Below are 23,808 nucleotides of genomic sequence, written 5' to 3'. Positions count from 1 at the left end.
GAACTTGAAACATGAAACAAAAAACAACTATCCTTCAAGCTTAGCAGAAAGCTCAAACCAACGTTCTTCTTTTGCCTCTATTTTATTAATTATATTTTGAAGTTCGTTTGCTTTCTTTTCAATATCAGCATCAGCAACTTTACCGTCAGAGAATAATTGTTCTATTTTGGCTTTGTCGGCTTCAAGATCTTTAATTTCTCTTTCGATTTTTTGATATTCTTTCTGTTCGTTAAAAGATAGATTTCCAGTTGGATTATTCTGTTTCCAGTCTTTTTTTTCCGCCTTGTTTTCTTCTTTTTGAGCTACATCGGCGCTGTCTTCATAAGCTCTAAAATCGGAATAGTTTCCTGGAAAGTTTTCGATTTCGCCTTGTCCTCTAAAGACAAATAAATGGTCGACAATTTTATCCATAAAATAACGGTCGTGCGAAACTACCAATAAGCAGCCAGGAAAATCTAATAGAAAACTTTCCAATACGTTAAGCGTCACAATATCCAAATCGTTTGTTGGCTCATCCAAAATCAAAAAGTTTGGATTCTGAATCAAAACGGTACACAGATACAAACGTTTTAATTCTCCACCGCTTAATTTCTCAACATAATCATATTGTTTTTTGGCGTCAAAAAGAAAACGCTCCAATAATTGTGAAGCCGAAATAATTTTTCCTTTTGCTAACGGAATATATTCTCCGTATTCTTTTATAACATCAATTACACGCTGTCCTGGTTTCGGATTAATTCCAGATTGCGTATAATATCCAACTTTTATAGTGTCGCCTTTTACAACGCGTCCGCTATCTGGCGGAATCGTACCTGTAAGAAGGTTTAAGAAAGTCGATTTTCCGGTTCCGTTTTTACCAATAATTCCGATTCTTTCTCCACGCTGAAAATCAAAGCTGAAATTGTCCAAAATAACACGGTCTTTGAATTTTTTAGAAAGTTTATGAAGCTCAATAATCTTGCTTCCCATTCTTTCCATATTGATTTCAAGCTCAACTTTATTTTCTTTACGTCGGCTTTGCGCTTTTTCTTTAATAATATAAAAATCATCCTGACGTGATTTAGACTTGGTAGTTCTCGCTTTTGGCTGGCGGCGCATCCATTCTAATTCTTTTACAAATAAGTTTTTAGCTTTGTCAATACTTGCATTCTCAGAAGTAATTCTTTCTTCTTTTTTCTGCAAGTAATAAGAATAATTTCCTTTGTATTGGTATAATTTTCCGTTATCTAATTCGATAATTTCGTTGCAGACACGTTCCAAAAAGAAACGGTCGTGCGTTACCATAAACAAAGTGATGTTTTCTTTAGCAAAATAACTTTCAAGCCATTCGATCATTTCAAGATCCAAATGGTTGGTTGGCTCATCTAGGATCAATAAATCTGGGCGGTTGATTAAAATTATAGCTAATGAAAGACGTTTTTTCTGTCCACCAGAAAGATTTTTGACTTTCAGTTTAAAATCTTCCAGTTTTAATTTGAAAAGAATTTGTTTGTATTGCGTTTCAAAATCCCAAGCATTATGCTGATCCATAGCATCGAAGGCTTTTTGGTAAGCTTCTTCGTCAGAAGGATTTTCTAAAGCTTTTTCATAAGCCTCAATAACTTTAAGCGTTTCGTTGTCTGAAGCAAAAATGCTTTCTTCAATCGTAAGCTCATCTTGCAGGTTATTATTCTGTGAAAGGAAAGCCATTCTGATTCCTTTTCTTAAAACAACTTGACCAGTATCTGGTTCTTCCAAACCATTAATAATACTCATAATGGTAGTTTTTCCAGAACCATTTTTTGCAATAAAAGCGATTTTTTGATCTTTATTAATTCCAAAAGAAATGTTGTCAAAGAGGACTCTTTCGCCAAATGACTTCGATATATTTTCTACAGATAAGTAATTCACTTTTGTAATTGTAAGTTATAAATTATGGGTTATGAATGTTTTCTAAAACATAACTTTCTGCAAAAGTAAACTATTATCTCGCATTTGCGAATTATTTATGGAGATACAAACCTAGAACAGCGCTCAAATCTAAATAATGAATTTGCTGAGGATTGTTTACAATAGGTTTTCGAACAAGAGATTCGTTAGTGATAAAATAATGAAGTCCGTCTTTTGTTGCAATTCCTTCAACTTGGTGAAAAGGGAGTTTTAAATCGATTCGTCTTTTATTTCCAGATAAAAAGTCTTGATTTTTAAAATCGTAAAGCAGATACAAAAAAGGTTTTCCAACTTTAGTATAGCCGCATAAAGCAATTAATTTTTTGTTTTCTAAATAAGTTGCACCTGTAACCAAGCCTTTTGTGTCTAACGTCGATTTTAATTTTGCAACTTGAGTTCCTGATTGATTTGAGAGGATATAAATTGAAGTTCTAGACGATTTCCATTCTTTGGTAAATAGATAAATGCTGTCTTTAGAAACAATAAAAGCTTCGCAGTCAAAATCAGTTTTGTTTGGTTTTGATGGAGAAAAATCGGTTTGATTGGAATAAGTAAATGAAATAGTTTCAATTTTCGGGTTTTGGTCTAAAAAAGATTTCTTTTCAATTTTAAAGATTTTCAAATCCGTTCTATTTCCCGAATAATTATTGCCAAAATCACCGATATAAATATGTGTGCTGTCTTGCGAGATTTCTTCCCAATCATGATTAGTAATTCCGGGAACATTAATTTTCTTTTTAATTTTTCCTAAAGTATCCAAACCGTAAATGGTGGTATCGTGATCGTCATTATGTGTCCAAAGTAAATTTTCAAAAGCAATTAATCCCGAAGTCTCTTTTATGGAATCGCTTAGACGAAAAGAATATTGAGGTTTTAATTTCTTTAAATCATAATTATAAGAGCTATCGTTTTTAATAGTTGTGAGGCCAAAATTTTGACCAGTAACAGTATTAAGAATTAACAAAAAAGCTATGATTTTCATTTTATCAATATTCCATTTTTATGTCGTAAAAGTAGCTCTTATTCCTTAAAAACTACTTATGCTAGTTGTAATGTAGAATATTTGCCACTTTTCCTATGGTAAGACCAATAAGTTTTAAAAGTAACAATATAGGACATTTCTTTCTTTCTGGCTTTTTATAAACACTTTGTTATTCTAATTTTGCAAAAAAATTGAAAGTATATATATGCTTTTTAAGTGTGTAACATATTCTTTTTTAATTGTTTAACTAATAATTTTTTTACTCTGACTCATGTGAGTTGGAAGAGCGGAGCTGTGCTTAGAGCATTCATTGATTTAAATTTAATATGATAGTAGGAATAACTTTTAGTGCTTTTGATTTACTGCATGCAGGACATATAAAAATGTTGGAGGAGGCAAAAGCAGAATGTGATTATTTGATCGTAGGATTGCAAACAGATCCAACATTAGATAGACCAGAAAAAAATAGACCAGCACAAACTGTGGTCGAAAGATATATTCAGCTTAAAGGATGCAAGTTTGTTGATGAAATTATTCCATACGCAACAGAACTTGATCTGGAAGATATTTTGAGATCATATAAAATTGATGTGCGCATTCTTGGAGATGAGTATAAAGACAAAAATTTTACAGGAAGGGAGTATTGCGAAAAAAAAGGAATTAGATTGTGCTTTAATAGACGTGATCATCGTTTTTCAAGCAGTGGGCTTAGAAAAGAAGTGGCTGTGAGGGAGTTGTCTAAAGTAAAATAAACTCAAAGATTAAAATGGATAAAAAAAATAAGATTTATATAGCTGGGCACTCTGGAATGGTTGGAAATGCCATTTGGAGAACTTTGTTATCTGAAGGATATACTAATTTGATTGGTCTTTCAAGTAAAGAGCTAGATCTTAGAAATCAGCAAGCGGTTTATGATTTTATTGCAACAGAAAAACCAGATGTCATTATTGATGCTGCTGCTCGTGTAGGAGGAATTTTGGCTAACAATGATTATCCGTATCAGTTTATTATGGAGAACATGCAGATTCAAAATAATCTAATTGATGCAGCGCTTAAAAATGATATTCAGAAATTTATTTTTCTAGGAAGTTCTTGTATTTATCCAAAGTTAGCACCACAACCCTTAAAAGAAGATTACTTGTTAACTGATAAGCTTGAACCTACAAATGAATGGTATGCGATTGCAAAAATTAGTGGAGTAAAAGTTTGTCAAGCCATAAGGAAACAATATCAAAAAGATTACGTAAGTCTTATGCCAACCAATTTGTATGGTCCAAATGATAATTTTGATCTAAATACGTCACATGTTTTGCCAGCAATGATAAGAAAGTTTCATGATGCAAAAGTAGATAATAATGCTCCTGTAACTCTTTGGGGCAGTGGTAAACCAATGCGTGAGTTTTTATTTGTTGATGATTTGGCAAAAGCGGTTGTTTTTGCTTTGGAAAATAAACTGCCTGATTATTTGTACAATGTTGGTACAGGTGTTGATTTAACGATAAATGAGTTGGCAATTATTATTCAAAAAATCACAGGACACACAGGAGAAATTTTATGGGACATCAACAAACCAGATGGCACTCCTAGAAAATTAATGGATGTTTCAAAAATGCACAATTTGGGATGGAAACATCAAGTTGAACTTTACGATGGAATTCAAAAAACTTATGATTGGTTTTTGAACAATTTAGAAAAATTTAAACAAGTTAAGTTGTAATAAGGCGTATTTGCGACTAATTATAAGTCATTGCTTTATTCTTCAAAAAATAACTCAAATTAATGAGCACACAAAAAGTAGCACTTCTAACAGGAATTACAGGTCAGGATGGGTCATATTTGGCTGAATTATTATTAGAAAAAGGATATCAGGTTCATGGTGTCAAAAGACGAGCATCTTCTTTTAACACACAAAGAATCGATCATCTTTATCAAGACCAGCATGAATCTCATGTCAATTTTAAATTGCATTATGGTGATTTAACTGATTCTACTAATATTATTAGAATTATTCAGGAAGTGCAACCAGACGAAATTTATAATCTCGGCGCAATGTCTCATGTAAAAGTATCTTTTGATTCTCCAGAGTACGTAGCAAATGTAGATGGTATAGGCACATTAAGAATTTTGGAAGCTGTTAGAATTTTGGGATTAGAAAAGAAAACAAGAATTTATCAGGCTTCAACATCAGAGCTTTACGGTGGAATGACCGAAAATAAAAATGAAAAAGGGCTATATGATGAAAATTCACCGTTTTATCCAAGGTCTCCATACGGTGCCGCTAAAATTTATGGTTTTTGGATAACAAAAAATTACCGCGAAGCTTATAATATGTTTGCCTGTAATGGTGTTTTGTTCAATCACGAATCTCCAAGACGCGGTGAAACTTTTGTAACACGTAAAATTACTATGGCAACGGCAGCAATTGCTAAAGCAAAACAAGAATGCCTTTATCTAGGTAATCTGAATTCACAAAGAGACTGGGGGCATGCCAAAGACTATGTTGAAGCGATGTGGAGAATTTTACAGCAAGAAACTCCAGAAGATTATGTAATTGCAACAGGCGTTACTACTTATATTCGAGATTTTGTGATTATGGCTTTTGCAGAAGTTGGTATAGAACTAACTTTTGAAGGAGAAAACGAAAGTGAAGTGGCAAAGGTGTCATCTTGTAATAACCCATTATATCAATTAGAAACTGGAAAAGTAGTAGTACGTGTAGATCCAGAGTATTACCGCCCAACAGAAGTAGATCTTCTTATTGGCGATCCTACAAAATCTAAAACAAAGTTGGGATGGAAACCTCAATATGATTTACCTGCTTTGGTAAAAGAGATGATGGTAAGTGATTTGAAGTTATTTTAAGGAATTAGCATTGTAGATAGCCATAAAAGCAAAAATGTTAAGAGTAGAAAATAAAAAAAATCTTAACATTTTATGTAGTAAATCATAGTAAGTAATAATCACTAATGAAAATATTTAATGCAGGCAGCAAAAAGGGTAATTAAAAATACAGGTATATTATATGCTCGTATGGCAATTACTGTTTTTATTTCGCTTTATTCCACGCGCCTTATATTAACTGCTCTTGGGGTAAATGATTTTGGCATTTTTAATTTAGTGGGAGGAGCCATTACTATGCTTATGTTTTTAAACAATGCAATGACTGGAGCTACACAACGATTCATGTCATTTGCTGAAGGTGAGGGAAATAGTGAAAAACAAAAATATATTTTCAATGTTAGTTTGGTTCTACATTTATTAACAGCAATTTTGGCAGTTTTACTTTTAGAGATTGTGGGTTATTTTCTGTTTGATTATATTTTGAAAATACCTATTACTCGTATGGAAGCAGCTAAGTTTATTTTTCATTTTTTAGTTATTAATACTTTCTTTACAATCGTATCAGTACCTTATGATGCTGTAATTAACGCTCATGAAAATATGCTGCTTGTTGCAATTTTAGGAATTGCAGAAACTTTTATTAAATTAGGTATCGCCATCTATATCTCGTATGTTTCTTCAGATAAATTAATTATTTATGGCTTTTTGATTGCACTATTGTCTGTTTTATTGTTAGTTATCAGGCAGATTTATTGCCATTATAAATACAAAGAAGTGATCATTAATATTAGAAAATATTTTAATAAATCATTATTTAAAGAAATGACTTTTTTTGCTGGATGGTCATTATTTGGTTGTTCAAGTAGTATGATTGGTTCGTATGGGCAAGGAATTTTACTTAATATGTTTTTCGGTACAGCTGTAAATGCAGCTCAAGGCATTTCTATACAAATAAATGGTCAGCTTGGAGCTTTTGCATCAACAATGTTGAAAGCTCTAAATCCAATGATCAGCAAAAGTGAAGGGGCGGGAAACAGAGAATTAATGCTTGAAGCGGCAATGAGAGGAAGTAAAATTTCTTTTTTCCTATTAATGTTTTTTGTAATTCCTGCTTTTATAGAAATGCCTTTTATTTTTAAATTATGGCTAAAAAATATACCTGAGTTTGCCATAGTGTTTTGTCGCTTATTTTTGATAAAAAGCTTAATTGATCAAATCTTTATCACTTTGATTAGCATAATTGCGGCAGTAGGAAATATTAGAAAATATGAAGTAATAGTTTCAGTACTTTATATCTTACCACTTATATTATCATTTTTTGCCTTTCAATTCGGGTTACCTCCTTATTTTTTATACATTATTACTATTTTCTTTTCAATTATAACAGGAGTATTTAATGTTTATTACTCAAAAGTTTACTGTGATTTGCCTGTATCCTTTTTTTATAGGCAAATTGTGCTGCCGTCGGTTTTAGTGCTTTTAGGAGTTTTTGCTTCATCAATAATTCCTTTTTTGTTTTTACCTGAGGGACTTGTACGTTTAATTTTAGTTGTTCTAATCAGTATTGGAACTTTTTTTCCTATTGTTTGGTTTGTAGGTTTAACTTCAAGTGAAAAAACTAATATCAGTTTAATGCTAAAAAATGTGCTTAAGAAAATGAGTTTAATAAAATAAATAATTAAGCGATTTTTGAATTGCACAACTCTGTTGACTTGTTGGAATGTACTTAATTGTTTCTTATTAATGGAGAATGTAAGGTCGATTAGAATTAATAAAAATTTAAAATGGCTCAACTAATTAACATTAATTTTTCTTAGACAGTTACATAATGAAATATTTCACTTTAGGATATGATTGAAAATAATTTACATATTGGTATTTCTGGACCTGTGTATTTACCATCATTGAACATTAAATGTACTGAAAATCGTAGTAATTGGCCAACTGGTATGGGAGGATCTCCAGTTAATTTAGAAATTAATGCTTTATTAAATCGGGGATATAAAGTTTCAGTTTTTTCATTAAGTCCTGAAATTGAAAGTGATAAAGGGTTTGAATATCATGAGGGAAATTTTTCAATATATATAGGTCCGTTTAGAAAAAGAGTAAGAGATAGATGCTTAGATTTTTTTAAAATTGAGCGTAACTTTTTAAAAAATAAAATAAATAGAGTTTGTCCCGATGTAATTCATGCACACTGGCAGTATGAGTGGGCTTGGGGGGCTTTATCATCAAATATTCCTTGCTTAGTAACTTGTCATGATGACCCATTGAGAATTTTAAAATTAAATACTAATTTATATAGATTTATTAGATTTTTAATGGCCAAAATTGTTTATCGAAAAGGCAATTATTTTACCACGGTATCTCCTGAAACAGGAAAAGGCATAACAAGGCATAGCAAAACTAGTATTAAAGTTATACCCAATTTTGTTACGAAGGAATATTTCGATTTTAATAGAATTCGTGAGATTAATAGAGGTGTTAAAATTGCGATGATAAACAATAGTTTTAATTCAAGCAAGAATGTAAAAATTGGAATAGAGGCTTTTGCAGAATTTAAAAAAACTAATATAGCTGAACTACATCTTTTTGGTAACGATCACGAAAAAGGAGGTATAGCAAATACTTGGGCTGAAGAAAAAGGTATTTCTGAGCAAGTTTATTTTCATGGTATTTTTTCACCTTTAAAATTACGGCAAGCTTTGTCCGATTGCCACATCCTCTTGCATACCTCAAAAGAAGAGTCCTTTGGGATGGTACTGATTGAAAGTATGGCAATGGGAATTCCTGTTGTTGCAGGAAGTAAATCTGGTGGTATACCATGGGTTTTAAGTCGAGGAGGAGGGGTTCTTGTTGATATAAATAATGTAAATGATATATTAAACGGAATAGAAAAGGTATTAAGCGAATATAATAGTTTTTCTAAAGAAGCAAGATTAGCGACAAAAGAAAGATTTTCGGAGGACGTTGTAATTGATGCCTATATCGAAGAGATTTATAAAGTGAAGGAAAAAGTAAATGGCTGATATTGAGTATAGAAGGTTTTCAGAATTAGATGGATTAAGGGGGATAGCAGCTCTGATGGTTTTCTTTTCTCATTTTATTGGTTTTTATTATGAAACGGAGAAAGTATCTTATATTCAGAATTCTTGGATAAGGATTTTTTGGGATGGTTCAGCTGCTGTAACTCTTTTTTTTGTATTGTCCGGGTTTGTACTAACACTTTCAGTTTTAAAATCAAAAAGAACATATTTTGAATATTTAATAAAACGCATTTTTAGAATTTACCCAGCGTATTATTTTTCGATTGTTTTTTGTGCTTTATTGTTACTTTTTTATAATCACAATAATTTAAAAGGTTTAAGTGTTTGGGCTCAATCATTTTGGATTGACCATATCGGATTCTTAGATGTTCTAAAACACTTTGCGCTAGTTTTGCCTTTTAATACCCGATTGATAAATCCAGTTATTTGGTCATTAGCTATTGAAATTAAAATGTCTCTGTTTATACCATTAATTTTGTATTTTTTTAAAGGAAAAAGATCTGTTTTATTTATCTTTTTTATAACGCTCTTTATATATTCCCTATCCATATGTTCAGATAAATTTTATTATCTGCCTGAATTCTTTCTAGGTTTGGTTACATATACTAAGATCAAAGAAATTTCAACTTATCTGTCGGCAGTTAATAATATGTGTATATATATTCTTTTAGTAATTTCAATTTTGTTTTTTGGAAATCGATATATATGTCCAATTATACCGTTGTATTCAGAAGCTTTATCAGTTCACTTTTCTGGATTAGGATCTGCATTGTTAATAGTTTTAACTATTAATTCTGATTTGTTAAAAAAAATATTTAATCTTAAGGCAGTACAGTTTTTAGGTAAAATCTCTTATAGTTTTTATTTATTGCATTTACCTGTTTTATTGATTTGTTGCTCACTACTATATCCATATCTAAATTCCCTTTTATTATGTGGAATCTGCGCTTTGGTAATCTCGTTTTTTTTGAGCTATTTATCTTATAATTATATTGAATTAAAAATGATTTCGGAAGGAAATAAATTTGCAAATATTTTAAGCAAAAAATAAATGAAAGTACTTCATGTTCTCTATAGTTTAAAGTTTTCTGGTGCAGAAATTATGTACGTTGACGCTGCTTCTGAATTTCAGGAAAAAGGTTGTAAATTATCAGTTATGGCGATAGCTGATGAATTAGGCGAGTTTGCAATTAATTTTGAAAAAGCAGGTTACGATGTACTTCATTATCCAATTCCACCATCGAAGAAAATAATAAGTTCTATTAAATATTTTAAGCGGATTATTAAAGTTTTGAAAGAGGAGCAATTTGATGTTATTCATATTCATAGTTCGAGAGCTCGATTAGGATTTTCTTTTTGTGCTTGGAAATCGAAGATTTCATCAGTGTATACTTTTCATAGCGTTTTCCCAACTCATTTTTTTACTTTTCCATATCATTGTTTTCAAAGGTGGTTAATAAAAAATCTATTTAAATGTAAATTTCAGAGTATTAGTGATTCTGTCTATAACCATGAACTAAAATTTTACAGGAATAAAACAACTAAAATATATAATTGGTATAGTAATTTAAGGTATTATCCAGCCAAAGAAAATGAGAAAGAACTACTACGCAGAGATTTAGGTATTAGTTCTAAAACTCTGGTACTGATTTCTGTTGGTGGGTGTAATGAAGTTAAACGACATTCAGAAATAATTAAAGCTTTATCCTTAATTAAGCAAGTAATCCCTGATGTACTCTATTTGCATCTTGGAGAAGGATGTTCTGGGACAGAAGAAAGAAATTTGGCCGAGGAACTTGGAGTAAATCATTTAATGAGATTTTGTGGAAATCAACTAGATGTTAGAAAATTTCTTATCGCCTCTGATATTTATATTATGACAAGTAGATTTGAAGGGATTTCTATTACTACAATTGAGGCTATGGCTTGCAAAATACCAACGATATTATATGATGTACAAGGTTTGAGGGACTTTAATAAGGAAGGGAATAATAGCTTTTTGATTCCTGAAGATTTTCGCGAACTTTCAAAAAAGGTGATTGAAATAAGACATGAAAAAAGCAATAAAGCATTAAATGTTATTGAAAGTGCTAATAAATTGATTAACGATAAATATAAAATGCAAAATAATGTTTCGAGTATCTATAATCTTTATTATAAAAATCAGGTTTTTAGGTAAATAAAACAATAATTAAACGAAATTAAAACTTCAATTTTTGGCTCTTTAGGATTGCGTTTATTTTATAATTTTTATCATAATTTTTTTTCATAGTATATGTAGTTAATATTACTTTTTGGATTTGGTGATTCAAAAATGAATAAATGTTTTTTGTCCATCAAAGTAAAAATAATTAGATTAACGATTATTATAAGTTGTTTAATGAAATACGTTCTTTTTGTTGGAATATTTGTTTATATTTTTATTAGCACTTCAGTTGCTGCTAAAATTGGAATTAAACAGGTAGGTACATATTCTTCTTTTATTTTGGTAGTATTATTTTTTTTGGAAATAGTAAAAGATACTAAAGGTCATTTAATAAAGAGATTTAAGGAAGAATTTAAAATTATTTTAGCGGGTTTGTTGATTGTTTTTTTTAAGATATTTATCGGTCAAGCAGAGCAAATTAATCATATTATTTTTTTTATAATTCCAATAATGTTATCGGTTTTGTTGGGATTGCAAAATTCATTAAATCGAAAAATTATTAGATACCTAATATTATCATTTTTTACTTTAGAATGCTTTTTAGCAATTTATGAAAGATTATTTTTAACCAATGTATTTCCATATGTAGAAGATTCGGATGGAATTTTCATGGAAGACTGGGGATTTAGAAGTACTGCTTTTTTAGGACATCCTTTAGCAAATGCCTTATGTTTATCTGTTATTATGGGGTTTATTACAATAAGCTCACTGAAATTGATGAATAAATTATTTTTTTTGATTTTGGGACTTATTGCCTTACTATGCTTTAATGCACGAGCAGCTATAATTATGTGGTTTTTTTTATTAATAATTTACGTTGTACATATTCTAAAAGATAAAAATACATCAACGACCACTTCTTTTTTATTGTTGTCAATATTCTGTACTTTTTCATACTTAATTTATACTGCAGTAGTAGACTATGGCTTAGGAGGTCGAATTATAAAATCAAAAATTAATGATGGAAGCGCACAGGCAAGATTTGATGTTTTTAATGCTTTTTCTTATATAAGTGATATTGATTTTTGGATGGGTAATAGTACAAATTATATTTCAGTTATGAAAAAGTTAGGTGCTGAAGGCGTTGAGAATTCATATATTGTTTTAATAATTTATTATGGATTACCAATAACAGTACTATTGTTTTTTCTTTATTATTATTATGTAAGAAGGTTCTTAAAATTATTTTCATTATTTGATAAAGTTATAATTATTAGTTCTTTCATTATTGTTGGATCTGCAAATAATGGGTTAGTAAGTTTTGCTCCATGGGGATTTTTTGTTTTAAGTGCCTACTGTTTTCCTTTTTTTAAGAAAGAACTTGTACTTGAAAATAGAAAGAGAGGTATTTTTTAAATATCTAAAAAATACCTCTCTTGATAATGCTTCATAATTATTGTAAGTGAAATTGAAAAATAATGAATATTAAAAATAATACGATAGCAGTTTTAATTACTTGCCATAATAGAAAAGATAAAACCTTGCAATGTTTACAAGGATTGTACAAACAAAAAGATTTGAATGATAAATTTGTTATTGAAATTTTTTTAGTAGATGATGCATCCACAGATGGTACTGCAGAAGCAATTAAAAGTCAATTTTCTTCAGTAAACATTATTAAAGGAAGTGGAAATCTATATTGGAATAGGGGAATGTGTTTAGCATGGAAAACAGCTGCAGCTCATAAAGATTTTGATTATTATTTGTGGCTGAATGATGATACTTTTTTGTTTAATAGTGCAATTGCAGATTTATTACAAGCAGCAAATGAGACAAATCATTCTTCTGCTATTATAGGAAGTACAATTTCAGCAAAGGAAAAAAGAATATCCTATGGTGGAAATTCGAAAGAAGGTAATTTGTTAATTCCAAATGGAAAAATACAAGAAGTATATAGTTTTAATGGTAATGTAGTACTGATACCTGATTATGTTTTTAAGATTGTAGGCTTTTTAGATAAAAGATTTCCACATGCTATAGGAGATTTTGACTATGGTTTACAAATAAAAAAGAATAATTTATCCTCATTTATAACATCAAATTTTATTGGGTCATGTGAGAGGAATGATAAACTGCCAGATTGGTGCTCCGTTAATGTGCCAATAGCAAGACGTATAAAAAATTTGTATTCTCCATTAGGGAACAGTCATCCATACTATTATTTTATTTTCGAAAATAAAAATTATGGTTTAATTAGGGCCTGTAAACATTTTTGTACAATTCATATTCGGTTATTATTTCCTCAATTATGGTTACAGAACAATTAATTTTTCAAATTCAATCCCGTTCAATTATAGAAGCATTTGCTACCGATAACTATAGTATTGAATTTAATACTTTAGATAATGCAGAAGATAATTTATGTATAATTTATTTTAGTAGTAATGATATTTACTATCCCAATACCAAAGCTGCCTTTGATAATTCAATTATTAAAAAGGATAGGTATGAATGGAAACGAAATAAATTTCCGCTTGCTAAAAAGCATATTTTTCTTCGTGATATTCGTAAGCAATGGTACATAGGAGGTATAAATTCAAGATTAGATAATCCTCATAAACTTCTTGACTTTTTAAAACTTGAAACAAAAGGGTACAAGATATATACTGTAGGAAGCTCAGCAGGGGGGTATGCGGCCATTTTATTTGGAACTTTGTTAAAAGCTGATAGAGTATATGCTTTTAACTCTCAACTAAATTTGCACACGATAATGAAAAATTCAACAGCTTTGATAAACCCAATTTTGTTTAAAATGGCTGATGATATCGACAGAAATGTTTTTTTTGATTTGTCTAATATTATTAGAGGAGATATCAATTACTATTATTATCAATCCTGTAATTCGCAGATAGATATCGATCAGTATAATGCTATCAGTCCAAAAGCAAAACAATATTTGAAAATTATACGTTTCAAAACTTCCAATCATGGATTTCCTTTTCTAAGAATAAATCTGCCTAATGTTTTAGCTTTTGATCAAAAGAAACTGGATGCTATAACAAGCAAAACCTTTCACCCTATAATTTTCTCTATTAGTTTGATTGGAGTAACTTCTACTTTTAAATTTGTTATAAAAGCGTTATATGATCGATTTAAAAAGAAAGGATTGGAGTATTTTTTAAAATATAAATAATTCAGTAACAATAAAGGTTAAATTCCCTTTTGATCTGAATTGATTAACCAATTACTGATGATTTTTATTCTTTCATCCTTTTTAGAATTAAATTTCAGCTGATAGCTAATAAAATTTCAATAGAATTATGAGTAATAATTTTTCTAAATCGATTCATGACCTTATTAAAAATATGCTTTACGTGCCACCTCAAGAGGGGGAAATTTGCAGTGCTATTATTAGAGAAGAGTTGCAAAAAGATAAACCTTCCATGATTGCAAGATTTGGTTCCACAGAAATTAAGGCAATTTTGTACCCTAAAGCCCCAAAAATAATTAGGCCATTAATTAAAAGTAGGGTATTTACAAATATGGAAACGCTTTCAGGTTTTTTTCCTGCTAACGAAAAAACAATTAGTCAATTTTCAGATATGATGTACGAAGATATGAAACTGTTGGATATTTTAGGATGTTGGCGAATTGAAGAGCTTTTTTTGCAAAAACAATTTTTGTCCTCGGAACGTATCCAATTAAGTGCTTTAGAACCTTATTTACAAAAGGATCCATGGTCAGAAGTATTAGAAGGCAAGAAAGTTCTTGTAATTCATCCATTTAATAATACCATTGAAGATCAATATCACAATAATAGGCAGTTATTGTTTAATGATAAAAGGATTCTGCCTGAGTTCAGTTCACTTGAGACTATTAAGGCTGTGCAAACAATAGCTGGTAATGATTCAAAATTCAAAGATTGGTTTGAAGCACTTGATTTCATGAAAGCTGAAATAGATAAAAAAGATTTTGATGTAGCTATTATTGGCTGTGGTGCATACGGATTTCCTCTCGCAGCACATGTAAAACGTATAGGCAAAAAAGCATTTCATTTAGGAGGGGCAACACAAATTTTGTTCGGAATAAAAGGTAAGAGATGGGTAGAGACTGAAAAATTTAATACCATTATAAATGAGCATTTTGTATTGCCAAGCGATGAAGACAAAGTTAAGGATGCAACTAAAGTAGAAGATGGCTGTTATTGGTAATGTTTTCGAGAGTAATTAAAATTTCATTAAAATAACAAGCAATCATTAAAAAGAATGAGCAAATTAGCACCTATAATTCTCTTTACTTATAAGCGCCTAAATACGTTAGTAAAAACTGTTGAACAGTTAAAAAAAAATGATCTCGCGACAGAATCTGATTTATATATTTTCTCGGATGCAGCTAGAGGTGTAACAGATATCGATGCAGTTAATTCTGTAAGAAATTATATTAATACCATAAAAGGGTTTAAAACAATTACGATTTGTGAATCAGAATTCAATAAAGGATTGGCAACTTCAATAATTGAAGGTGTAACTGAGGTGCTAAAAGTTCATCAAAATGTTATTGTATTAGAAGATGATTTGTTCACCACAAGTAATTTTTTGAGCTTCATGAATAAATCTCTTGAAAGATTTACAGATCATAAGAGTGTTTTTTCTGTTTCAGGATTTTCGTTTAACCTTAATATTGATAAAAAATATCCGTATGATGTTTATTTTCTTAATAGAGGATGGTCATGGGGTTGGGCAACATGGAAGGACAGATGGGAACAGGTTGATTGGCAAATTAAAGATTATGAGCTATTTGTAAAAAATAAAAAAGCAAAAAGAGCTTTTTCTCAGGGCGGTTCAGATTTGAATAGTATGCTCGAGAAGCAAATGAGTGGTAAGCTTGATTCATGGGCTATTAGATGGTTTTACAATCAATATAAATTCAATGGATTAACGGCATATCCAGTTAAGTCAAAAATCTTAAACGAAGGCTTTGGAGCTGATGCTACTCATACAAAAGGATCTTCACGTAGGTATATACCCACTTTGGATAATGAAAGAAAGGTAAGTGTTAATTTTCCACCTTCTGTTGGCTTGACAATTTTTGCTCAAAATAAATTTCAAAATAAAATGAGTTTGTTTTCTAGATTAAGATCTAAAATAGAAACGTTTTTACGCTTATGATTTTAATAAAAAGTCTAAAGAAAATTAGGAACGTTTATCTCGTAAAGATAAAATATCGACGATATTCTATTGGAAAAGGATTTTCTGCAGGCATTCGCGTAAGACTTTGGGCTAAATCTACTTTGTGCATTGGCAAAAATTTTTACATAGGGAGAGATTCATTTATAGAGACAGATTGTATTATTGGTGATAATGTCATTTTTGGCAATCGTGTAGCGATCGTAGGCAAGTTCGATCATCATTTTCAACAAATAGGAACACCAATTAGATTGGCATCGTCGATAAGGGAAGATAATTATTCGTGGAAGGGTTTAGGGCTAATCACAAAAATTGGTAACGACGTCTGGATCGGCTATGGTTCAACAATATTGCAGGGTGTTTCAATAAATGAGGGAGCAATTATTGCAGCGGGTTCTGTTGTAACAAAAGATGTTGAAAGTTATACCATTTATGCGGGTAATCCAGCAAAAAAAATACGTGATCGATTTGAATTTAAGAAAGATTTAGAGGATCATCGTAAATTATTGCAAAAATAGATCTTGTAAATAGTATCTTTTAATAGAATTAAAAATTCACGTTCATAAACATTTTGTAAAGAGAGCATACTCTGTATTATTTAACAGTCAAGTAATTTTTTTTGATAATGATTAAATCAACCTCTGTCGTCCCATTGATGGACTATTCTATTTATAGTGGAGATCTTTCAGATTGTTTCACAGGTTCAAAAACTTTAATTAATACAATTAATCAATATTCTTATTGCATTGCCGAGAAGGACTTAGATTTTAAAAAAGCGCTGTTAGAGTCAGATATTTTATTGCCCGATGGTATTGGTATCGTTAGTGCTGTTAGATTATTTACGCATAAAACAATTAAAAAAGTTGCCGGCGCTGATATTCATCAATTTCTCCTTACTAATTTGAATAAAAAAGGAGGAACTTGTTTTTATTTGGGGTCTTCTCAAAACACCTTGAATAAGATTACTGCAAGAATTTCAAAAGATTTTCCAAACATCAAATTATCGACATTTTCACCACCTTATAAAGATGAATTTTCACAGAATGATATTAAGAAGATGTTGGAAGAGGTTAATGCTTTTAAACCAGATGTGTTATTTGTCGGAATGACAGCTCCCAAACAAGAGAAATGGTCAAATATGTATAAAAACGAGTTAGACGCAAGAGTAATTTGTTCCATTGGTGCTGTTTTTGATTTTTATGCTGGCACTATTGCTCGACCAAGTAAATTCTGCGTAAAAATAGGTTTAGAATGGTTTGTAAGACTGTTGAAAGAACCAAGGAGAATGTGGAAAAGATATTTGTATTATGGCCCTATTTTTATCAAGTGCCTCTTTGAAAAAAAAATTAAAATGTATTTTTAATAAAGGTTTGTTTGAGTTATGAAAATTTTACAAAAACTATCAGATTATAGTTTTTCACGATACTTCCAGATTTTGTTTATTCTCTTGGATTTGATTTTATTAAATATCGCAATTATTATTTCGGTATTATTTAAGTTCGAAAGTTTTAATAGACTTTTTTTAAAGGAAACACAAACAATATCATTATTGGCCAATTTAGTCTGGCTTGGACTTCTATTGTATAAAGACTCTTATAGAATTATAAGAGTGGAAACTATTGAATCTATTCTAAAAAGAACAATGGAGAAATTTGTCATTCACTCGGCCATCATAGCGATTTTTGTTGTTTTTCTAAAGTATTCAGATATTTCCAGATTACAGTTGTTTTACTTTTATCTGTCTTTCTTTTTGTTGCTAATAATTTCACGTTCTTTTTCGATGATTGCTTTAAAATATATTAGATCTAAAGGATATAATTTTAGGAATATAATTATTGTCGGAGCCAATGACACAGGTAAAAAAATGCGTAATACACTTGCTAAAAACTTAACATATGGTTATAGGTTTTTAGGTTTTTTTGATGAAAAAAGAAATATGCCAGATTCTGTTTCTGGAAGTATTATAGGAGGATTTGATGATATTCAAGGTTTTATTAGTCAACAGCATGTAGATGAGATGTATGTTGCATTACATATAGATGATGTTGATATCATTAATAAGCTCATTCGTATATGTGAACATCATATGGTTAGAATAAAGTTTATTCCAGATTTTCAATTATACACAAAATCTAGCAAAGTTGAGATTTCTTTTTATGAGAATACGCCTGTATTGATGTCTAGAAGGGAACCTTTAGAGAATACCGCAAATCGATTATTAAAAAAACTTTTTGATGTTTGTTTTTCGATTATGGTAATCTTGCTAATATTTCCGTGGTTATTTCCTATCATTTATACAATTATAAAAATAGAATCTCCTGGACCTATTTTCTTTAAACAAGAAAGATCAGGGAGAGACAACAAAGCATTCACTTGTTACAAGTTCAGAAGCATGTATGTAAATAATGCTTCAGATCGTATTCAAGCTCATAGGGGAGATAGCCGTATTACAAGATTTGGTGCCTTTATGCGAAAAACTAGCATTGACGAATTGCCACAATTTTTTAATGTGTTTTTGGGTAATATGTCAGTAGTAGGACCACGACCTCATATGTTGTGCCATACTAAAGAATATACAGAGTTAATCAGTAATTATCTAGTTCGTCACTATGCTAAACCTGGTATCACAGGTTGGGCTCAAGTTAATGGTTATCGCGGCGAAACCAAAAAACTTATGGATATGGAGAACAGAGTAGAATTTGATATTTGGTATATAGAAAACTGGAGTTTACTATTAGATATCAAAATAATTCTTAAAACAGTTTTCAATATCTTTAAGGGAGAAAAAAACGCTTACTAGATATCTCCTTTCCCGCAATTAAAAATCCTTTTACAAATATTTAATGGTCTTGCAAAACAAAAAAATGTTTTGCGGATGCATTATGCTTTAAATTTAATTACAATGAAATGCCACTTTAGTTTTTTTATAAAAACAACATGCTTCTTAGCTATTATATTTTTGCTTTTTTCTTGTGCTTCAAGGCAAAATGTAGTTTATTATCAAAATATAGATACTTTAAACAATGGTCAAAGTACAAACTCCTATGAAGTTAAAATCCAGCCAGATGATTTATTAATGATAATTGTTTCTGCAGAAGATTCAGAAGCAGTTTCTCCATTTAATCTCAAAACTTATAGTGTTTCGAGTAACAATAAACTCGATGTTACACGTAGTCAGGAAACAATTCAGACCTATTTAGTTGATAAAAATGGTGACATTGATTTTCCTGTATTGGGGAAAATAAAAATTGGTGGATTAACGCGTACTGATGCTTTACAATTATTGCAAACTAAAATTAGTGTCTATGTTAAAAATCCTATTATTAATCTCCGCATAACAAATTTTAAAGTTTCACTACAAGGCGAAGTCAATTCACCAGGAACCTATTCTATTACATCAGAAAGAGTCACATTAGTAGAAGCTTTAAGTATGGCAAAAGATTTAACGATTTATGGTAAAAGAAATAATATTTTGATTATTAGAGAAGTCAATGGTGAGAAATCATTTAATAGAGTAGACATTACTAAATCAGATTTTATTAATTCACCATTTTACTATTTAGCCCAAAATGATGTGGTTTATGTTGAACCTAATAAAACAAGAGTAAATTCTTCGGCTGTAGGGCCAAATACATCAGTAATTATATCAGCGGTTTCTATTTTAGTATCGCTTTCTGTTTTAATCTTTAAATAAAATGAAAATGAACAAAGAAGATTTTTATTATAATGTTATTGATGATAAAATAGATGAGACTAATATTAGAGAGCAGTTAGGTAAATATATAGTTCATTGGCGTTGGTTTTTAATCGCAACAACAATAGGGATAGGTTTGGCATTTTTGTATTTGCGTTATACTATACCGACTTATAGAGCTTCTACATCTATTTTAGTTAAAGATGAAAAAAAGGGTGGAATGCTTTCTGAATTATCTGCTTTTGCAGATTTAGGTTTAGGAGGAGGTATGAAAAGTAATGTTGATAATGAAATAGAAATATTGAAATCCAGAACTTTAGCAGAAGGAACTATTAAAAAACTAAATTTGAATATCTCATTATTTGTTAAAGAAAATTTTACAAATCGAGATATTTATGGAAGTAGTCCAATAAAAGTCACATTTATAAATAAGTCAGTTTTATTTGAACAGTCTAAAATTGATTTAAATTGTAAACTTTTGACTCCGCTTACATTTTTATTAGAAGTTGATGGGGACGAGAAGGAAAAGTTTCTTTTATCATCACAAAAAACGTTTAAATACGGAGAGCAAATTTCTACTAAGATTGGAACTTTAATTGTTGAAAAAACAGCATTTTACGAAAAAAATCATGCAGATCAATTTGAATCAATTCGTATCGTTATCTCTCCAGTAGATAATGTTGTCGCAGCCTTTAGAAATAAAATGACTGTAGAACCTATAAATAAAACAAGTAGTGTTGTCAGCATTTCAATATCAGATCCAGTATCTAAAAAAGCGGAAGATTTTTTAGATACAATGATTGAGATATACAATGAAAATGCTGCAGATGATAAAAATTCTATTTCCGAAACTACTTCTAAATTTATTGCAAATAGGTTATTATTAATTACCCAAGAACTTGATGGTGTGGAGCAGGATGTTGAAAGTTTTAAAAAAACAAATCAACTTACAGATATTGATTCTGAGGCTAAGCTTTTTATGCAAGGTTCAACAGAATATGATAAAAAAGGAGTGGAAACAGAAATTCAGTTGAATGTAGTTAATTCACTGCTTGATTTTATTAAAAAAAGTACCAATTCTGATTTATTGCCTGCAAATATGATAGCAGATAAGGGCGATACAAGCGGACTAATTTCTTCTTATAATCAATTGGTTTTGGATCGCAACAGAATTTTGAAATCTGCAACAGAAGAAAACCCGGCTGTATTAAAATTAGATCAGCAAATAATGGCATTAAAATCAAATGTTGCCTCAAGTTTGAGTCGTATGCAGGCTAATTTGCAAATTCAGAATCGGGATATAAAAAATCAAGAACATATTCTAAATAATAAAATTGGAAAAATTCCTGTTCAAGAGCGACAGTTTAGAGTGATTGCGAGACAGCAGAAGGTTAAAGAAGAATTGTATCTCTACTTATTGCAAAAAAGAGAAGAAACTGCCATTGCATTATCGGTAACAGAGCCTAACGCTCGTGTTATAGATACTGCTAAAGCAGAAAAGAATCAGATTGCTCCAAAGGGAAAAATCATTTATTTAGCTGGAATATTGTTCGGCTTATTAGTTCCTTTTGGATTTATATATGCAGATGATTTACTGGATACAAAGATTAAGAGTAGATTGGATTTAGAGGGGAAAACGCAAATTCCTTACATTGGAGATATACCTACTTCTCATGATAAAAACGGAATGTTAAAATCAGAAAGTCGATCTAGTTCTGCTGAGGCAATACGAATTGTTAGGACTAATTTAGAATTTATGCTAAATAAAGTTCCTTCTGGGCAGGCAAAAACAATTTTTGTTACGTCTTCTTTTTCTGGAGAAGGAAAAACATTTATTGCTGTAAATTTAGCGGCAACATTTGCTTTATCTGGAAAAAAAGTTTTACTCGTAGGAATGGATATTAGAAACCCGAAGTTAGATGAATATATGGAGCTTCCATCTTTAGGTGTAACTAATTATTTATCATCTATAGACACTAATAATATTCAGGACTACATCGTTAAGCATAAAAGCTACGAAAATTTCTTTGTTCTTCCTGGTGGAATAATTCCTCCAAATCCTGCAGATTTGTTAATGGGGAGTAAAGTTGAAAATCTTTTTGAGGAGCTTAAAAAACAATACGATTATATTATTGTTGATACCGCACCGGTATGTTTAGTTACAGATACTTTAGTAATAGCAAAAAATGCAGATACATTTGCATATGTAATGCGTGCAGGGATACTAGAAAAACGAATGTTGTCAGTTGTAAATTCAATTTACAGAGAAAATAAATTGCCAAATATGTGTCTAATCTTAAATGATACAGATTCGACAAAAGGGCTAGGTTATGGATATGGTTACGGAACTAACGTAGCAAAAAAGAAATGGTATAAAAGTTTTTTTTAGATAAAAGAAAACAGCAACAAAAAGGTTCAATTACATATTGAACCTTTTTTGTTTTGTCACCATTAATTTATTAATAAAAAAAAGAAATAATTGATTTAAAATAATCTTTAAGTACAATTAAAGTACTATTTTCGTCAATGTATGCTAAAGCTTATTTTTGGATAAGAATTTAATGATGAAAATTTTAGAAGAATTATCACGCTTCCGTGTTTCCCGTTATTTCAAACTTTTGTTTGTTATCTGGGATGTAATATTATTAAATACTGCCATAATACTTTCAGCACTTGCGAGATTTGGAAGTCTTGATGAACTCTTTGTAAAAGAAGAGAAAACGGTTACTTTATTAGCTAACTTAATATGGATCGGTTTGCTTTTAAATAAAGATTCCTATCGAATGGTGAGAATCGAACGTATAGAATCTATCGTTAAGAGAACTATTAGAAAAATTATAATACATGCATCTTTAATTGCAATTTTTGTAGTCTTTTTAAAGTTTTCGGATATTTCAAGGCTGCGATTACTCTATTTTTATTTGTTTTTTTTCGTGATATTATTGGTGTCTCGCTACATATCTATGAAAGTATTAAAAGAAATTAGAGCCAAAGGATATAATTTTAAAAAAATTATTATTGTTGGAGCAAATGATACTGGAGAAAAAATGCGAAAAATACTAGCCAAAAATTTAACCTATGGATATAAGTTTTTAGGTTTTTTTGATGAAAAAAGTACTAGTTCTCCTTCTCAATTGTTTGAAATTGCTGGTGGATTTGAAGATATAGAAGAATTTGTTATTAAAGAAAAAGTTGATGAATTATATGTCGCTCTGCATATAGACAATGTTGAGACAATCAATAAAATAATAAAAATATGCGAACAGAATTTGGTGCGTATTAAATTTATTCCAGACTTTCAATTGTACACAAAATCAAGTAAGGTTGAGGTTGCTTTTTACGAAAATACTCCAGTCTTGATGCTTCGTCCCGAACCTTTAGAGCTTGCGCTAAATAGAATTTTAAAAAAAGTTTTTGATATTTGTTTCGCATCATTAGTGATCATTTTAATTTTTCCTTGGCTATTTCCAATACTAATGATTATTATCAAATTAGAATCGCCAGGGCCTATATTTTTTAAGCAACCACGTTCAGGTCGCGATAATAGAACCTTCACTTGTTTGAAATTCAGAAGTATGTACTTGAATGATCTTGCACACGATAAGCAGGCAGGGAAAGGGGACAGCCGAGTGACTAAATTTGGTGTTTTTATGCGTAAAACGAGTATAGATGAATTGCCACAGTTTTTTAATGTTCTTTTTGGAAATATGTCAGTTGTAGGGCCTAGACCGCATATGATTAATCTTGCAAAAGAGTATGGCGAATTGATTGCAAATTATTCAGTTCGACATTATGCCAAACCTGGAATTACTGGCTGGGCACAAGTGAATGGCTATCGTGGTGAAACAAAAAAACTTGTCGATATGGAAAATAGAGTTGAATGCGATATTTGGTACATCGAAAACTGGAGTTTACTATTAGATGTCAAAATTATCGTAAGAACCCTTATGAATATTGTTAAGGGTGAAGAAAATGCATACTAG

The 23,808-nt window shown here is 30.3% G+C and carries 20 protein-coding genes; 18 read left to right on the top strand and 2 right to left on the bottom strand.

What is annotated here, in order from left to right; genetic code table 11:
* Positions 1-27: 27 nt before the first annotated feature.
* Together J7574_RS08430 and J7574_RS08425 are read right to left on the bottom strand one after the other, a co-directional pair.
* Positions 28-1,890: an ABC-F family ATP-binding cassette domain-containing protein gene (locus tag J7574_RS08430; protein ID WP_290966964.1), complete on the bottom strand. Its 1,863-nt coding sequence runs from the start codon at positions 1,888-1,890 to the stop codon at positions 28-30.
* 91 nt (positions 1,891-1,981) lie between these two features.
* Positions 1,982-2,911, bottom strand: coding sequence for a T9SS C-terminal target domain-containing protein (locus J7574_RS08425; protein ID WP_290966961.1), 930 nt, complete (start codon positions 2,909-2,911; stop codon positions 1,982-1,984).
* Positions 2,912-3,237: 326 nt separating this feature from the next.
* Between J7574_RS08425 and J7574_RS08420 the strand changes: the two genes are divergently transcribed.
* From J7574_RS08420 to J7574_RS08335, 18 genes are all read left to right on the top strand, one after another.
* The gene (locus tag J7574_RS08420; protein WP_290966958.1) at positions 3,238-3,663 is read left to right on the top strand and encodes an adenylyltransferase/cytidyltransferase family protein; all 426 of its coding nucleotides are present in this window, start codon (positions 3,238-3,240) and stop codon (positions 3,661-3,663) included.
* A gap of 14 nt (positions 3,664-3,677) precedes the next feature.
* On the top strand, positions 3,678-4,628 hold the full coding sequence (locus J7574_RS08415) for a GDP-L-fucose synthase (RefSeq protein ID WP_290966956.1): 951 nt from the start codon (positions 3,678-3,680) through the stop codon (positions 4,626-4,628).
* Positions 4,629-4,690: 62 nt separating this feature from the next.
* Positions 4,691-5,773: a GDP-mannose 4,6-dehydratase gene (gene gmd / locus J7574_RS08410; protein ID WP_290966953.1), complete on the top strand. Its 1,083-nt coding sequence runs from the start codon at positions 4,691-4,693 to the stop codon at positions 5,771-5,773.
* A 117-nt stretch (positions 5,774-5,890) separates the two neighbouring features.
* Positions 5,891-7,426, top strand: coding sequence for a hypothetical protein (locus J7574_RS08405; RefSeq protein WP_290966950.1), 1,536 nt, complete (start codon positions 5,891-5,893; stop codon positions 7,424-7,426).
* A 176-nt stretch (positions 7,427-7,602) separates the two neighbouring features.
* Positions 7,603-8,781 carry a glycosyltransferase family 4 protein gene (locus J7574_RS08400; protein ID WP_290966947.1) on the top strand — a complete coding sequence of 393 codons (1,179 nt, stop codon included), beginning with the start codon at positions 7,603-7,605 and terminating at the stop codon, positions 8,779-8,781.
* A complete protein-coding gene (locus J7574_RS08395; protein WP_290966945.1) occupies positions 8,774-9,850 on the top strand; it encodes an acyltransferase in 1,077 nt (358 codons plus the stop codon). Before J7574_RS08400 ends, J7574_RS08395 begins: the two co-directional genes overlap by 8 nt.
* On the top strand, positions 9,851-10,978 hold the full coding sequence (locus J7574_RS08390; protein ID WP_290966943.1) for a glycosyltransferase family 4 protein: 1,128 nt from the start codon (positions 9,851-9,853) through the stop codon (positions 10,976-10,978). It abuts the gene before it with no gap.
* A 201-nt stretch (positions 10,979-11,179) separates the two neighbouring features.
* Positions 11,180-12,361: a hypothetical protein gene (locus tag J7574_RS08385; protein ID WP_290966941.1), complete on the top strand. Its 1,182-nt coding sequence runs from the start codon at positions 11,180-11,182 to the stop codon at positions 12,359-12,361.
* A 62-nt stretch (positions 12,362-12,423) separates the two neighbouring features.
* Complete coding sequence (locus J7574_RS08380) at positions 12,424-13,272, top strand: glycosyltransferase family 2 protein (protein WP_290966938.1); 849 nt, start codon at positions 12,424-12,426, stop codon at positions 13,270-13,272.
* Positions 13,254-14,138 carry a hypothetical protein gene (locus J7574_RS08375; RefSeq protein ID WP_290966935.1) on the top strand — a complete coding sequence of 295 codons (885 nt, stop codon included), beginning with the start codon at positions 13,254-13,256 and terminating at the stop codon, positions 14,136-14,138. Before J7574_RS08380 ends, J7574_RS08375 begins: the two co-directional genes overlap by 19 nt.
* A gap of 127 nt (positions 14,139-14,265) precedes the next feature.
* A complete protein-coding gene (locus J7574_RS08370; RefSeq protein ID WP_290966932.1) occupies positions 14,266-15,156 on the top strand; it encodes a hypothetical protein in 891 nt (296 codons plus the stop codon).
* A gap of 54 nt (positions 15,157-15,210) precedes the next feature.
* Positions 15,211-16,113, top strand: coding sequence for a sugar transferase (locus J7574_RS08365; protein WP_290966930.1), 903 nt, complete (start codon positions 15,211-15,213; stop codon positions 16,111-16,113).
* Positions 16,110-16,649 (top strand): DapH/DapD/GlmU-related protein, encoded by a 540-nt coding sequence (locus J7574_RS08360; protein WP_290966927.1) that lies wholly within the window; start codon positions 16,110-16,112, stop codon positions 16,647-16,649. The genes J7574_RS08365 and J7574_RS08360 overlap by 4 nt, the downstream gene beginning before the upstream one ends.
* Positions 16,650-16,756: 107 nt before the next feature.
* Entirely contained in the window at positions 16,757-17,494 is a 738-nt protein-coding gene (locus J7574_RS08355) for a WecB/TagA/CpsF family glycosyltransferase (RefSeq protein ID WP_290967159.1), read from the top strand.
* Between the two features lie 18 nt (positions 17,495-17,512).
* Complete coding sequence (locus J7574_RS08350) at positions 17,513-18,931, top strand: undecaprenyl-phosphate glucose phosphotransferase (RefSeq protein WP_290966923.1); 1,419 nt, start codon at positions 17,513-17,515, stop codon at positions 18,929-18,931.
* Positions 18,932-19,033: 102 nt separating this feature from the next.
* On the top strand, positions 19,034-19,825 hold the full coding sequence (locus J7574_RS08345) for a polysaccharide biosynthesis/export family protein (protein WP_290967158.1): 792 nt from the start codon (positions 19,034-19,036) through the stop codon (positions 19,823-19,825).
* A 7-nt stretch (positions 19,826-19,832) separates the two neighbouring features.
* Positions 19,833-22,214 carry a tyrosine-protein kinase gene (locus J7574_RS08340; RefSeq protein WP_290966920.1) on the top strand — a complete coding sequence of 794 codons (2,382 nt, stop codon included), beginning with the start codon at positions 19,833-19,835 and terminating at the stop codon, positions 22,212-22,214.
* A gap of 157 nt (positions 22,215-22,371) precedes the next feature.
* The gene (locus J7574_RS08335; RefSeq protein ID WP_290966916.1) at positions 22,372-23,808 is read left to right on the top strand and encodes an undecaprenyl-phosphate glucose phosphotransferase; all 1,437 of its coding nucleotides are present in this window, start codon (positions 22,372-22,374) and stop codon (positions 23,806-23,808) included.

Source organism: Flavobacterium sp. (assembly GCF_017744675.1).
Lineage (GTDB): Bacteria > Bacteroidota > Bacteroidia > Flavobacteriales > Flavobacteriaceae > Flavobacterium.
Note: the sequence above shows the minus strand (reverse complement) of the source record. Positions and strands in the feature narration are given on the sequence as shown.

Excerpts from the sequence above, each read along its gene's own strand:
- J7574_RS08425 (WP_290966961.1), bottom strand. The coding sequence starts at position 2,911 with ATGAAAATCATAGCTTTTTTGTTAATTCTTAATACTGTTACTGGTCAA.
- J7574_RS08420 (WP_290966958.1), top strand. The coding sequence starts at position 3,238 with ATGATAGTAGGAATAACTTTTAGTGCTTTTGATTTACTGCATGCAGGA.
- J7574_RS08415 (WP_290966956.1), top strand. The coding sequence starts at position 3,678 with ATGGATAAAAAAAATAAGATTTATATAGCTGGGCACTCTGGAATGGTT.
- gmd (WP_290966953.1), top strand. The coding sequence starts at position 4,691 with ATGAGCACACAAAAAGTAGCACTTCTAACAGGAATTACAGGTCAGGAT.
- J7574_RS08405 (WP_290966950.1), top strand. The coding sequence starts at position 5,891 with ATGCAGGCAGCAAAAAGGGTAATTAAAAATACAGGTATATTATATGCT.
- J7574_RS08400 (WP_290966947.1), top strand. The coding sequence starts at position 7,603 with ATGATTGAAAATAATTTACATATTGGTATTTCTGGACCTGTGTATTTA.
- J7574_RS08395 (WP_290966945.1), top strand. The coding sequence starts at position 8,774 with ATGGCTGATATTGAGTATAGAAGGTTTTCAGAATTAGATGGATTAAGG.
- J7574_RS08390 (WP_290966943.1), top strand. The coding sequence starts at position 9,851 with ATGAAAGTACTTCATGTTCTCTATAGTTTAAAGTTTTCTGGTGCAGAA.
- J7574_RS08385 (WP_290966941.1), top strand. The coding sequence starts at position 11,180 with ATGAAATACGTTCTTTTTGTTGGAATATTTGTTTATATTTTTATTAGC.
- J7574_RS08380 (WP_290966938.1), top strand. The coding sequence starts at position 12,424 with ATGAATATTAAAAATAATACGATAGCAGTTTTAATTACTTGCCATAAT.
- J7574_RS08375 (WP_290966935.1), top strand. The coding sequence starts at position 13,254 with ATGGTTACAGAACAATTAATTTTTCAAATTCAATCCCGTTCAATTATA.
- J7574_RS08370 (WP_290966932.1), top strand. The coding sequence starts at position 14,266 with ATGAGTAATAATTTTTCTAAATCGATTCATGACCTTATTAAAAATATG.
- J7574_RS08365 (WP_290966930.1), top strand. The coding sequence starts at position 15,211 with ATGAGCAAATTAGCACCTATAATTCTCTTTACTTATAAGCGCCTAAAT.
- J7574_RS08360 (WP_290966927.1), top strand. The coding sequence starts at position 16,110 with ATGATTTTAATAAAAAGTCTAAAGAAAATTAGGAACGTTTATCTCGTA.
- J7574_RS08355 (WP_290967159.1), top strand. The coding sequence starts at position 16,757 with ATGATTAAATCAACCTCTGTCGTCCCATTGATGGACTATTCTATTTAT.
- J7574_RS08350 (WP_290966923.1), top strand. The coding sequence starts at position 17,513 with ATGAAAATTTTACAAAAACTATCAGATTATAGTTTTTCACGATACTTC.
- J7574_RS08345 (WP_290967158.1), top strand. The coding sequence starts at position 19,034 with ATGAAATGCCACTTTAGTTTTTTTATAAAAACAACATGCTTCTTAGCT.
- J7574_RS08340 (WP_290966920.1), top strand. The coding sequence starts at position 19,833 with ATGAACAAAGAAGATTTTTATTATAATGTTATTGATGATAAAATAGAT.